Below are 13,033 nucleotides of genomic sequence, written 5' to 3' on the forward strand. Positions count from 1 at the left end.
TGGCATGTTCAAATGACACGCCGACGGTCAAGAGTACGGGGGCGTTCCGTACGGGTCAAACCGGGCCCTGAGCAGCGGGGGCTCAGCGCTCCAGCGACGCCGTGTAGTCGGCGTACGCCTGCCTGATCTGCTCCGGGGACAGGTCCAGGTGCTCCAGGATCGTGTACCGGCCGGGACGGGTCTGCGGCGCGAACTCCACGGCCCGGACGAACTCGTCCACACTGAACCCGATCTCCTCCGCCAGCACCGGCAGCCCGTGCCTGCGCAGCGAGGCGGCCATGAGGAACGAGCCCTCGTGGTCGCCGCGCAGATGCATGGCGAAGGCGGCGCCGAGGCCCACCTGCTCGCCGTGGCTGGCGGCCCGCTCGGGGAAGAGCAGGTCGAGCGCGTGGCTGATCTCGTGGCAGGCGCCGGAGGACGGCCGGGTGTGGCCGGCGATCGACATCGCGATGCCGGACAGCACCAGACCCTCGGCGAGCACCGCGAGGAACGCGTCGTCGCCGCAGCCGCCGGGGTGCCGGAGCACCGCCTCGCCCGCCTGGCGGGCCATGGCGGCGGCGAGGCCGTCGATCTTCTCGCCGTTGACCCGGTTGGCCAGCTCCCAGTCCGCGACGGCCGAGATGTTCGACACCGCGTCCCCGATGCCCGAGCGCACGAAGCGCACCGGGGTCTCGCGGATGATGTCGGTGTCGATCAGCAGCGCGATGGGCGTGGGCACGCCGTACGAGCCCCGGCCCGCGTCGTTGTCCAGGATGGACACCGGCGAGCAGATGCCGTCGTGGGAGAGGTTGGTGGCGACCGCGACCAGCGGCAGGCCGATACGGGCCGCCGCGTACTTGGCGCAGTCGATGACCTTCCCGCCGCCGAGCCCGACCACGGCGTCGTACCGGCCGGACTTCATCTCGTCGGCCAGCCGCACGGCGTCGTCCAGCGTGCCGCCGCCGACCTCGTACCAGGTCGCGCCCGGCAACTGCGGGGCGACCCGCTCGCGCAGCCGGGCACCGGAGCCGCCGCTGACGGCGACGGCGAGGCGGCCGGAGTGCGAGATGCGCTGGTCGGCGAGGATGCTCGCCAGGTCGGCGAGGGCACCTGGGCGGATGTCGACGACGACCGGCGAGGGGATGAGCCGGGTCAGTATCGGCACGCGATCTCCCGTCCCTTGGCGAGGTCGTCGTGGTTGTCGATCTCGACCCAGGAGACGTCACCGATGGGCTGGACGTCGATCTTGAAGCCGCGGTTCACCAGCTCCTGGTAGCCGTCCTCGTAGTAGAGCTGCGGGTCGCGCTCGAAGGTGGCGCGCAGCGCGTCGGCCAGCTCCTCGGCCGCGTCGCCCTCGATGAGGGTGACACCGATGTACTCGCCGGTCGCCTCGGCCGGGTCCATCAGCTTGGTGATCCGCTGGACGCCCTTGTCGGGGTCCACGACGACCTTCATCTCCTCGTCCGCCAGGGACTTCACGGTGTCCAGCGCGAGGATGATCTTCTTGCCGTCGCCGCGGGCGGCCAGCAGGGTCTTCTCGACCGAGACCGGGTGCACGGTGTCGCCGTTGGCGAGGATCACGCCGTCCTTCAGCGCGTCCCGGCCGCACCACAGGGAGTAGGCGTTGTTCCACTCCTCGGCCTTGTCGTTGTCGATCAGCGTGATCTTCAGGCCGTACTTCGCCTCAAGGGCCGCCCGGCGCTCGTACACGGCCTCCTTGCGGTAGCCGACGATGACACCGACCTCGGTCAGGCCGACCTCGGCGAAGTTCCCCAGCGTCAGGTCCAGCACCGTCAGCGACTCCTCGTCGCCCTCCGGCCCCACCGGCACCAGGGCCTTGGGCAGGGTGTCGGTGTAGGGACGCAGACGCCGTCCGGCGCCGGCCGCCAGCACGAGACCTATCATCGCGGGCTCTCCTTAACTTCCCCGGTTCCGGGGCGACTTCCCCGGTGCGCGGGGGGTGGGGGGGGAAAAGCCGTGTGGCCCTGTCGCGAGCGACAGGACCACACGAGGGGTGTTCGGTTCAGCTCTCGTCGTCCGGCGCGGGGACCGTGGTGGTCTTCTTCGCCGTCGACTTGGCGGCCGTCTTGGCGGTCTTGGCCGCCTTCTTGGCCGTCGTCTTCTTCGCCGTCGTCGTCTTGGCGGCGGTCTTCTTCGCGGCCGCCGTCTTCTTGGCGGGCGCGGCCTTCTTCGCGGCCGTCTTCTTCGCCGGTGCCTTCTTGGCCGCCTTGCGGGCGGTCTTCTTGGCGGGCGCGGCCTCCTCGGACTCCGCCTCGGCGGCGGGCTCCTCGGCGGCGGCCGGCTGCTCGGCGGCCGGCTGCTCCGGCGCGGACGACGGGACGACCAGGACGGCCGTCTCCTCCGACGCGGTCGGCGCGGTGGCCTTGCGCACCGCGCGGCGGCGCGGACGGGCCGGGGCGGCGCTCTCCTCAGCCGCCGGGGCGGCCTCCGGCTGCGGCTCCGGCTCGGCCACCGGCGCGGACTCCGCGACGGTCACCACGGCGGCCTCGGCCCCGGCCGGCGAACCGGCGGGCGCCGACACCTTGCGGGTGACCCGGCGACGGGCGCGGCCCTTGGGCGCGGCCTCCTCGGCGAGCTCCGGCGCGACCACCGGGTCCTCGGCGGCCATCGGCTCGGCGTGCGCCTCGGCGGCCGGCTCCGGCACCACGGGGGTGGCAGCGGCCTCCTCGGCGGTGACCGACGCGGCGGTCGGCGCCTCCTCGGCGGCCCGCTCGAACCGCTCGGCCCGCTCGGCGGAGCGGCGGCTGCCCTCCTTCGGCGCACCGGCCGGGGCCGAGGCCCGGCGGCCGGCCTTGCGGCGCGAGCGACCGCGTCCGGCAGCCGCCTCCGCCTCGGCGACGGAGCTGTACAGCTCCTCGTCCGGGGTGAAGTCCGGCTCGGGCAGCGCGACCGGCTCGGCGGCCTCGGCGGCCACCTCGTCGACCGTCTCGGTCTCCACCGGCGCGGCGGTCTCGTGCTCGTGGACCGGCCCGTCGCCGCGGCCGCGCTTCTTGCGCTTGCCGCCACCGCCGCCACCGACGGAGGTGGGCTGCTCCATGTGCACGATGACACCGCGGCCGTTGCAGTGGACGCAGTTCTCGGAGAAGGACTCCAGCAGGCCCTGGCCGACCCGCTTGCGGGTCATCTGCACCAGGCCCAGCGAGGTCACCTCGGCCACCTGGTGCTTGGTCCGGTCCCGGCCCAGGCACTCCAGCAGGCGGCGCAGCACCAGGTCCCGGTTGGACTCCAGCACCATGTCGATGAAGTCGATGACGATGATGCCGCCGAGGTCGCGCAGCCGGAGCTGGCGCACGATCTCCTCGGCCGCCTCCAGGTTGTTCCTGGTGACCGTCTCCTCCAGGTTGCCGCCCTGGCCGGTGAACTTGCCCGTGTTGACGTCGACCACGACCATCGCCTCGGTCCGGTCGATCACCAGCGAACCGCCGCTGGGCAGCCAGACCTTGCGGTCCAGCGCCTTGGCGAGCTGCTCGTCGATCCGGTACGTGGCGAAGACGTCGGCCTCACCGGTCCACTTCTGGAGCCGGTCGGTGAGGTCGGGGGCGACGTGGGAGACATAGCCGTGGATCGTCGACCAGGCTTCGTCACCGCTGACGATGACCTTGGAGAAGTCCTCGTTGAAGATGTCGCGGACGACGCGGACGGTCATGTCCGGCTCGCCGTACAGCAGCGCCGGGGCGTTGCCCGTCTTCGCCTTCTTCTTGATCTCCTCCCACTGCGCCTGGAGCCGCTCGACGTCACGGCGCAGCTCGTCCTCGCTCGCGCCCTCGGCGGCGGTGCGCACGATGACGCCCGCGTCCTCGGGGACGATCTTCTTGAGGATGGTCTTCAGCCGGGCCCGCTCGGTGTCGGGCAGCTTGCGGCTGATGCCGGTCATCGAGCCCTCGGGGACGTACACGAGGTAGCGGCCCGGCAGGGAGACCTGGCTGGTGAGGCGGGCGCCCTTGTGGCCGATCGGGTCCTTGGTCACCTGGACCAGGACCGGCTGGCCGGACTTGAGGGCGGACTCGATGCGACGCGGCCCGTTGGCCATGCCGAGCGCCTCGAAGTTGACCTCACCGGCGTACAGGACGGCGTTGCGGCCCTTGCCGATGTCGATGAAGGCGGCCTCCATGGACGGCAGCACGTTCTGGACCTTGCCCAGGTAGACGTTGCCGACGTACGAGGTGGCCTGCTCCTTGTTGACGTAGTGCTCGACGAGCACCCCGTCCTCCAGGACGCCGATCTGGGTGCGCTCGCCGTGCTGGCGCACGACCATCACACGCTCGACGGCCTCGCGACGGGCCAGGAACTCGGCCTCGGTGATGATCGGCACGCGGCGGCGGCCCTGCTCGCGGCCCTCGCGGCGGCGCTGCTTCTTGGCCTCCAGGCGGGTCGAGCCCTTGATGGACTGGACCTCGTCGGACGGCTCGGCGGCCTTGCGGGGCTCGCGGACCTTGACGACGGTGCGCTCGGGGTCGTCCGTGGACGCCGGCTCGGCGTCGCCACCGGAGTCACCGGCGCGACGGCGACGGCGCCGGCGGCGACGGCTGGAGCTGGAGCCGCCGGACTCCTCGCCCCGCGCCTCGTCCGCCTCCTCGGCGTCCTCGTCCTCCTGCTCGGCGGTGTCCTCGGCGTCCTGCTCCGCCTGCTCGGCGGCCAGGTCGGCGGAGTCGGCTTCGTCGGTGGTCTCGCCGTTGTCGTCACCGTCGTAGGCGTCGCCACGGCGGCGGCGACGGCCGCCCCGGCGGCGACGGCGGCGGGAACCGGAGTCGTCCGAGCCCTCGGCGTCGTCGGAGTCGTCCTCGTCCTCGACGGGCTCCTCGACCGGCTCCGGCTTCTCCTCGACGGCGCGGGTCTCCTCGGCGGGGGCGCCGCGGCGGCGCCGACGACGGCGGCCGTTGTCGCGCTCGTCGGTGGCGGCGGCCTCGGGAGCGGGGGTGGTCTCCTCGGGCTTCTCGGTCTCCTCGGCCTTCTCGGGCTCCTGGACACCGGCGGCCTGCGCCGCGGCTTCGGCGGCGGCGCGCTGCGGGGTCTGGAACCTCGGCTCGGTGAAGACCGGCGCCTGGAAGGTGGCCACGGCGGGCCGGGCGGTACGGCGGGGGGCGTCGCCCTCGGCGGGGGCGGGCGCGGAGAACCCGCCGGCGGCCTGGCGCACGGCGCGGCGACGGCGGCGGCCGCCCTCGGGCTCGGCCGGCTCGGACTGCGTCGCCTTGCGGGCGGGGCGCGGCTCGGGCTCGGCGGCGGCCTCGGGCTTCTCCTCGGCGGCGGCCGGGGCACCGGCGGGCGCGGAGGCCCGGCGGGTGGCGCGACGGCGGGCACGGCCGGGGCCGGCCTCGGTCTCGGGCGCGGCTTCGGCGACCGGCTCGGCCTCCGCGACCGGCTCCGCCTCGGCGGCGGGGGCTTCGGCGGCCACGGTGTCGGCGGCCGGGGTCTCGGTGGGCGCGGAGGCCCGGCGCGTCGCCCGACGGCGCGTCCGGCCGGCCGGAGCGGCCTCGGCCTCGGGCGCGGCTTCCGCGACCGGCTCGGCCTCGGCGGCCGGGGTCTCGGCGACGGCGGCCTCGGCGGCGGGCGCGGAGGTACGGCGGGTCGCCCGACGGCGCGGACGCGCGGCCGGAGCCTCGGTCTCGGCGGCCGGCACCGGCTCGGCGGGCTGCTCGACGGCGGGCTTCTCGGCCTCGGGCGTCTCGGCGGCGGGCGTCTCGGCGGCCTTCGGCGCGCCGGCCGGGGCGGAGGCGCGCCGGGTGGCGCGGCGGCGCGGACGCGCGGCGGGGGCCTCGGCGGTGGACCCGGCCGGCTCGGCGGCCTTGTTGTCCTCGGTGTCCTGGGCCACGTCGGCCTCCTCGGCCTTGTTGTCCTCGGCGGTGACCTGCGTGGGCGACCCGGCGGGCGCGGAGGCCCGGCGGCGGGTGCGGCGCGGTGCGGGCGCGGTGGTCCCGGCGGCGGTGTCGGCGGTGTCGGCCTGTTCGGAGGCGGACGCGGCCGGTACGGCCGGCTCGGTGACCGTGGCGGCCTCGGCGGCCGCCGGGGTCCCGGCGGGCGCGGAGGCGCGGCGGGTGGTGCGGCGGCGCGGGCGCGGTGTTGTCTCGGCGGGGGCCTCGGGGGCCTCTGCAGGCTCGGCCTGCGGTGCCGGGGCGGCGGCCTCGGGCTGCGCGGTGGTCTCGGTGGTGCCGGTTCCGGCGGCGGGCGAACCCGCCGGGCGGGACGCGGCGCGGCGACGCCTGCGCGGGGGCAGCGTGTCGCTGGGGGTGTTCGGTTCGGAGCCCTCGTTGGGCTCGGTCGGTTCGAGCATGCGGGCATTTCTCCCGTCGGAGCTCCCGGGTCGCCGCGCCTGGTCCGGGGCCGGTCTCGCGAAAGAACCGGCCACCGCTGACGTCCGCGGCCCGCGCGATGCGCGGTGGCCGCCGTCCGGGGCGCGGGCGCCGCACGGGAGCACTCTGTGTCCTGTCTCGCCGGTTCCGTACGCCTTGTCGGTACGGCCTGGCGAAAGTCTTCTGGTCGGTGCGCTGCCCGATCCAGGTGGCTCCCGGATCAGAGGGCGGCGCTACGGCGTGCGTCCCTACGCGGGACCTTCCGGCACCGGCGCCGTCGCGGCGGCAGCCGGTTCGGCCTTCGGGTCCGTGGCTGCCTCGCGGTCGGGCGCGAGCGGGTCGGTCACCGTGCCGGTCTCTTCATCGAACAGCCCCTGCGCCAGCCTGGTCACCGCTGCGGGGACCGGCGGCGCCAGGTCGGCCACGGCGCGAAGACCGGACAGGACGTCGTCGGGTCGTACGGCAGGCGTCACGTGCCGAACAACCAGGCGCAGTATCGCACAGGGCCGGTCGCTGGGCCTATCAGCCGGCTCGTCCCGCGTTTCCAGGGTGACGACGGCGGCGCGGGCGTCGAAGGTGCGGACGCCGTTCTTGGCCATCCGCTGCACCTGAACCGTCTCCGCCGCCATGAAGGCGTCGGTGGCGGCCTCGGCCTCCTCGGGGGTCACGCCGTCCAGCCGCAGTTCCCACACGGAGGCGGTGAGCCGGTCGGCCAGCCCCGAGGTGCGGCCCTCCACGGCGTCGACGATGTCGAGCCCGGCGGGCATCGACTCGTCGAGCAGCGCGCGCAGGGTGGCGGGGTCGCGCGGTGCGGTCAGCGCGATCTCCAGGTATTCCGCCTCACTGCCCGTGCCGGTGGGTGCGGCATTGGCGTACGACACCTTCGGGTGCGGCGTGAACCCCGCCGAGTACGCCATGGGTACCTCGGCGCGGCGCAACGCGCGCTCGAAGGCGCGCTGGAAGTCGCGGTGGCTGGTGAACCGGAGGCGGCCGCGCTTGGTGTAACGCAGTCGGATGCGCTGCACCGCGGGTGCGGGCGGCGGGCCTTCGGGCTGTCGCTTGCCCAGTGTCCTAGTCCTTCGTGAGAACGGTCGTACTGCTACCAAGAGTACGTGGATCGAGCGCCGGAGGTTCCCGCCGGTCCGCCGCGACCTGCTGCCGGGGCTCCCCGAAGAGGGCCCGGCGCACGTCCCGCCGGGTCTCGCGCAGGGTGTCGCGGGCGGCGGCGAGGGTGAGCCGGGCGACCCGGCCGACCTCGCGCGCGGCCCGGGCGGCGGGCCGCAGCACCGCGTCCCGTACGACGTGTCCGACCGGAGTGAGGACGGTCCGGTACACCCAGCGGGCGGGCTCCACGAAGATCCACCGGAAGAGGGTCCCGAGGGCACGGCCCACGACGCGGGAGAGGTGACCGGCGATCCGCCAGGCGTGCCCGAGCGCGTCGACGACCTCACGCGCGAGCACGGCCAGCACCCGGCCGACGGGGGCCAGCACCCAGCGCCACAGGGCGAGGGCGGGCAGCACGAACAGGACGCGGGCCGTCCAGTACAGAACCGCCCCGGCGCCGGCGACCAGGGCCTCGGCCACCCACAGCAGCGCCCGCCCGACGGGGCTCAGCACCTGGACGTACAGCCACCGGCCGGGGACGACGAGCAGGTACCGCACGAGCCAGGCGGCGCCGGTGAAGAGGCCGGACCCGACGGCGGCGAGCAGGGCGCCGACACCCCGCGCGAGCCAGGCCACGCCCCGGCCGACCGGTGCCAGCAGGTAGGTGAACACACCCCGCGCGGCCCAGCGCAGCCCGTGGCCCAGCGGGGTCAGGAGATGGACGTAGGCCCAGGTCAGCGGCGTGACGACCAGGACGTTCCAGAGCCACCTCAGTGCGGTCCCGGCCGGGACCAGTACCCAGCGCCACAGCGCGACGAAGGGCCAGACGAAGAGGGCGCGGCCGACCCACAGCAGGGCGCGGCCGAGGGGACGCAGCACGGTGGCGTGCAGGAACCGTCCGGCCGCGGCCAGCGCGTCCCACGCCAGCCGCACCGGCACCACGAGCACCAGCACGACGATCCGGACGGGCAGCCGGAGGGCGACGACGAGGCAGCCCTCCGAGGGCTGTGGTGCGGGCGGCTTGTCGAGGTCCATACCCTCATGGACGCCGCCGACGCGGTTCTGGATGCCTTTTCAGCTCGCTGGAACCGCCCGGGACTTGTACGTCTCCGGGTAGCGCTGGGTGAACTTCACCGCGATGACCAGCAGGACGACGGGGATGACCCAGTTGAACCAGTCGTCCTGGCCGGGGAAGTGGATGGCCAGCCAGGTGGAGGCGGTCATGATGGCGAAGGTGACGCCCCAGTACGTGGTGAGCACCCGGTTGATGTGCCGGAAGACGGGCGAGTCCCAGTACTGGCGCGGGGTCGACTCGCGGGCGTACTGCGCGGTGAAGGGGTCGTACAGCAGCGAGGCGAACGCGACGACGGCGACCAGGCCGTTGGAGATGACCTGGGCGTAGGTCTCCAGCCAGAGCAGGTCCGGGCGGTTCAGGGCCAGGGCGAGGACGGAGAGTACGGCGAAGAACACGATGCCGGCCGCGTCGAGGACGCGGATCTTGCCGTGCAGCAGATCCTGGGCGGACAGCACGAGGGCCGCGACCAGGGCGGCGAGGGCCGCGTACTCCCAGGTGCTGGGGCTGGCCACCACGCCGAAGATGATCCAGGGGGCGAAGGAGAGGAACACGCTCGCGGTCCCGGGCGGCTTCTTCCTGCCGGTCGCGGCCTGTTCCGCGGTCGCCTGCTCAACCATGAGGACGTCCTCTCGTGAGGTGTGCCGTCGCGGCCCGCCCCCTGTTCCATCGTCACGCCGCGCCCCCTCGCCCGCACGCCGCCCGCCCGTGGTGCGCGGTGGCGGACGGCCACCTACCGTGGGAGGTGCGGTCCGGACCAGCTAGGGGTTCGCTCGGCGTGTCCGGGAGCCGTCATGACGTATCGCTTCAGCGAGAACGACCAGTTCAACTTCGAGATCCTGCTCGCCCTCGGTTCGGTGTGGCGGCAGGGGGCCGACGCGGGCGAAGTGCTCAGCACCGCCACGTCGGTGGCGGACGGCGACGGCCAGGCGTGGTTCGACGCGTGGCTGCATCTGGGCCGCCGCGTCCGGGTGGAGGCGGAGGAGTGCGCGGCGGCCGGGCACCCGGTGAGCGCCCGCGAGGGCTGGTTGCGCGCGGCCGGCTATCTGGGCACCGCGATGGTGGGTGTGGACGCGGTACCGGACGCGGAGAAGCGGGCGGCGGAGGCGTTCACCGAGCACCGGGCCTGCCTCGACCGGTTCCTGCTGGCCCTGGACCCGCCCGCCGAGCCGGTGTCGATCCCGTACGAGGGCACGACGCTCCCCGGCTATCTGGTCAGCCCGCCCGGCACGGACGAGCCGCTGCCGACGCTGATCGCCAACAACGGCAGTGACGGTCCGCTGAGCGCGACCTGGACGCTGCTCGGTGCCCCGGCGGTGGAGCGGGGGTATCGCGTCCTGCTGTTCGACGGGCCCGGTCAGCAGTCGATGCTCTTCGAGCGCGGGGTCACCTTCCGGCCGGACTGGGAGAACGTCATCACTCCGGTCGTGGACTTCCTCCTCGCCCGCCTCGATGTGGACCCGCGCCGGATCGCGCTGGCCGGGATCAGCCAGGCCGGGTACTGGGTGCCGCGCGCGCTGGCCTTCGAGCACCGGCTGGCGGCGGCGGTCGCCGATCCGGGGGTGGTGCGGGTGGCGGAGAGCTGGTGGCAGCACCTCGGGCCGGACCTGCGGGCGCTGTGGGAGAGCGGGGACCGGGACGCCTTCGACGCGATCATCGGGGAGGCGCTGGAGCAGAACCCGGCGCTGGCCGCGACGTGGCGCTGGCGGGCCAAGCCGTACGGGGTGGAGAAGCCCTACGACCTGCTGTGCGAGGTCTCGCGGTACGACCTGCTGACCGAGGTCTCCCGGCACGACCTCACCCGCGTGGTGGACCACATCACCACCCCGCTGCTGATCACCGACCCGGAGGGCGAGCACTTCTGGCCCGGCGCGTCCGAGCAGTTGTACGACGCGCTGCCCGGCCCCAAGGAACTGGTGCGCTTCACCGAGGAGGAGGGGGCGCATCTGCACTGTGAGCCGCTGGGGCGGGCGCTGTTCGAGGAGCGGGTCTTCGACTGGCTGGACGCCCGGCTGGCCGTCGCCGGCACGGTGTGACGGACGGGTTTGATCACCGTACGGCTGCGGGCGCGTAACGCCTTGATCTGACCACGCCAAAGCTATGGATTCCGGCCAGGGCTGCTGGTTCCATGGGAGGCCAATCACGCACTTCCCTGGGGGGACGACAAATGCACTGGTACGTGGACGTGCTCAAGAAGTACGCGGTGTTCAGCGGTCGCGCGCGGCGCAAGGAATACTGGATGTTCTTCCTGTTCAACCTGATCATCAGCATCGTGCTGGCGATCGTGGACGCCGCCCTGGACACCCAGGTCCTCCAGCTCGTCTACGGCCTGGCCCTGCTCATCCCGGGTCTCGCCGTCGCGGTCCGCCGCCTGCACGACACGGGCCGCTCCGGCTGGTGGGTCCTGATCTCGCTGATCCCGCTGGTCGGCTTCATCATCCTGCTCATCTTCCTCGCCTCGGAGGGCAAGCCGGAGGCCAACGAGTACGGCCCCAACCCGAAGTACGCCCCGGCGGTCTGACGCCGAACCACGAAGGGGCCCACCGGATATTCCGGTGGGCCCCTTCGTCGTATGCGCCGCCGCTCAGTGGGAGTGGCCGCCCGGGGTCGGGGCGGTGTTCTTCACTGCCAGGGGGAGCAGCTTCTTGCCCGTGGGGCCGATCTGGATGTGGGTGTCCATCTGGGGGCAGACTCCGCAGTCGAAGCAGGGGGTCCAGCGGCAGTCCTCGACCTCGGTCTCGTCGAGGGCGTCCTGCCAGTCCTCCCAGAGCCAGTCCTTGTCGAGGCCGGAGTCGAGGTGGTCCCAGGGGAGGACCTCCTCGTAGGAGCGCTCGCGGGTGGTGTACCAGTCGACGTCGACGCCGAACTCGGCCAGCGCCTTGTCCGCGCAGCCCATCCAGCGGTCGTAGGAGAAGTGCTCGCGCCAGCCGTCGAAGCGGCCGCCGTCCTCGTAGACCGCGCGGATGACCGCGCCCACGCGCCGGTCGCCGCGCGAGAGCAGGCCCTCGACGATGCCGGGCTTGCCGTCGTGGTAGCGGAAGCCGATGGAGCGGCCGTACTTCTTGTCGCCCCGGATCTTGTCGCGGAGCTTCTGCAGGCGGGCGTCCGTCTCCTCGGCGGAGAGCTGCGGAGCCCACTGGAAGGGGGTGTGGGGCTTGGGGACGAAGCCGCCGATGGAGACCGTGCAGCGGATGTCACCCGAGCCGGAGACCTCGCGGCCCTTCTGGATCACATGGGTCGCCATGTCGGCGATCTGGAGGACGTCGTCGTCCGTCTCGGTCGGCAGGCCGCACATGAAGTACAGCTTCACCTGACGCCAGCCGTTGCCGTACGCGGTGGCGACCGTGCGGATCAGGTCCTCCTCCGAGACCATCTTGTTGATGACCTTGCGCATGCGCTCGGAGCCGCCCTCGGGGGCGAAGGTGAGACCCGAGCGCCGGCCGTTGCGGGTCAGCTCGTTGGCCAGGTCGACGTTGAACGCGTCGACCCGGGTGGAGGGCAGCGAGAGGCCGATCTTGTCGTCCGCGTAGCGGTCGGCCAGACCCTTGGCGATGTCGCCGATCTCCGAGTGGTCCGCGGAGGACAGCGACAGCAGGCCGACCTCCTCGAAGCCGGTCGCGTTGAGCCCCTTCTCGACCATGTCACCGATGCCGGTGATGGAGCGCTCGCGCACCGGACGGGTGATCATGCCCGCCTGGCAGAACCGGCAGCCCCGCGTGCAGCCGCGGAAGATCTCGACCGACATCCGCTCATGCACCGTCTCCGCCAGCGGCACCAGCGGCTGCTTCGGGTACGGCCACTCGTCCAGGTCCATCACCGTGTGCTTCGACACGCGCCACGGCACACCCGAGCGGTTGGGGACGACACGGGCGATACGGCCGTCGGGCAGGTACTCCACGTCGTAGAAGGCCGGGATGTACACCGCGCCCGTCTTCGCCAGGCGCAGCAGCACCTCCTCGCGGCCACCCGGGCCGCCCTCCGCCTTCCACTTGCGGATGATCTCCGTCATGTCCAGCACGGCCTGCTCGCCGTCGCCGATGATCGCCGCGTCGATGAAGTCCGCGATCGGCTCGGGGTTGAAGGCCGCGTGGCCGCCCGCGAGGACGATCGGGTCGTCGACCGTGCGGTCCTTGGACTCCAGCGGGATGCCCGCCAGCTCCAGCGCCGTGAGCATGTTGGTGTAGCCCAGCTCGGTGGAGAAGCTCAGGCCGAACACGTCGAACGCCTTCACCGGGCGGTGGCTGTCCACCGTGAACTGCGGGACGCCGTGCTCCCGCATCAGCGCCTCCAGGTCCGGCCACACGCTGTACGTGCGCTCGGCGAGGACGCCCCGCTGCTCGTTCAGTACCTCGTAGAGGATCATGACGCCCTGGTTGGGCAGACCGACCTCGTAGGCGTCCGGGTACATCAGGGCCCAGCGGACCTCGGCCTCGTCCCAGGGCTTGACCGTGGAGTTCAGTTCTCCGCCGACGTACTGGATCGGCTTCTGCACATGCGGGAGCAAGGCTTCGAGCTGCGGGAAGACCGACTCGACAGACATCGCGGCATTACCTTCGTGAGCTGACTAAAG

9 protein-coding genes are annotated in these 13,033 nt (G+C 73.0%); 2 read left to right on the forward strand and 7 right to left on the reverse strand.

All coding sequences use genetic code 11. The annotated features are described in order from the left end of the window. Positions 1–82 precede the first annotated feature (82 nt). From ACZ3HQ_RS18805 to ACZ3HQ_RS18830, 6 genes are all read right to left on the reverse strand, one after another. The gene (locus tag ACZ3HQ_RS18805; protein WP_467512258.1) at positions 83–1,144 is read right to left on the reverse strand and encodes an iron-containing alcohol dehydrogenase family protein; all 1,062 of its coding nucleotides are present in this window, start codon (positions 1,142–1,144) and stop codon (positions 83–85) included. Continuing rightward, positions 1,132–1,884 carry a phosphocholine cytidylyltransferase family protein gene (locus ACZ3HQ_RS18810; protein WP_467512260.1) on the reverse strand — a complete coding sequence of 251 codons (753 nt, stop codon included), beginning with the start codon at positions 1,882–1,884 and terminating at the stop codon, positions 1,132–1,134. Before ACZ3HQ_RS18810 ends, ACZ3HQ_RS18805 begins: the two co-directional genes overlap by 13 nt. A gap of 118 nt (positions 1,885–2,002) precedes the next feature. Continuing rightward, positions 2,003–6,268: an Rne/Rng family ribonuclease gene (locus ACZ3HQ_RS18815; protein WP_467512262.1), complete on the reverse strand. Its 4,266-nt coding sequence runs from the start codon at positions 6,266–6,268 to the stop codon at positions 2,003–2,005. A 267-nt stretch (positions 6,269–6,535) separates the two neighbouring features. After that, positions 6,536–7,312, reverse strand: coding sequence for a TIGR03936 family radical SAM-associated protein (locus ACZ3HQ_RS18820; RefSeq protein WP_467512264.1), 777 nt, complete (start codon positions 7,310–7,312; stop codon positions 6,536–6,538). Positions 7,313–7,358: 46 nt separating this feature from the next. Beyond that, positions 7,359–8,426, reverse strand: a complete 1,068-nt coding sequence (locus ACZ3HQ_RS18825) for a hypothetical protein (protein WP_467512266.1) — start codon at positions 8,424–8,426, stop codon at positions 7,359–7,361. A 39-nt stretch (positions 8,427–8,465) separates the two neighbouring features. Then, positions 8,466–9,083 carry a hypothetical protein gene (locus ACZ3HQ_RS18830; protein WP_467512268.1) on the reverse strand — a complete coding sequence of 206 codons (618 nt, stop codon included), beginning with the start codon at positions 9,081–9,083 and terminating at the stop codon, positions 8,466–8,468. Positions 9,084–9,257: 174 nt separating this feature from the next. Here ACZ3HQ_RS18830 and ACZ3HQ_RS18835 point away from each other — a divergent pair, with 174 nt between their 5' ends. Together ACZ3HQ_RS18835 and ACZ3HQ_RS18840 are read left to right on the forward strand one after the other, a co-directional pair. Continuing rightward, on the forward strand, positions 9,258–10,499 hold the full coding sequence (locus ACZ3HQ_RS18835; RefSeq protein WP_467512270.1) for an alpha/beta hydrolase family protein: 1,242 nt from the start codon (positions 9,258–9,260) through the stop codon (positions 10,497–10,499). 131 nt (positions 10,500–10,630) lie between these two features. Next, positions 10,631–10,984, forward strand: a complete 354-nt coding sequence (locus ACZ3HQ_RS18840) for a DUF805 domain-containing protein (protein WP_467512272.1) — start codon at positions 10,631–10,633, stop codon at positions 10,982–10,984. 63 nt (positions 10,985–11,047) lie between these two features. On the opposite strand, the gene ACZ3HQ_RS18845 is transcribed toward ACZ3HQ_RS18840, so the two are convergent. After that, a complete protein-coding gene (locus ACZ3HQ_RS18845; RefSeq protein WP_467512274.1) occupies positions 11,048–13,003 on the reverse strand; it encodes a TIGR03960 family B12-binding radical SAM protein in 1,956 nt (651 codons plus the stop codon). Positions 13,004–13,033: the final 30 nt, after the last annotated feature.

The organism is Streptomyces sp. NPDC018263 (genome assembly GCF_055562575.1).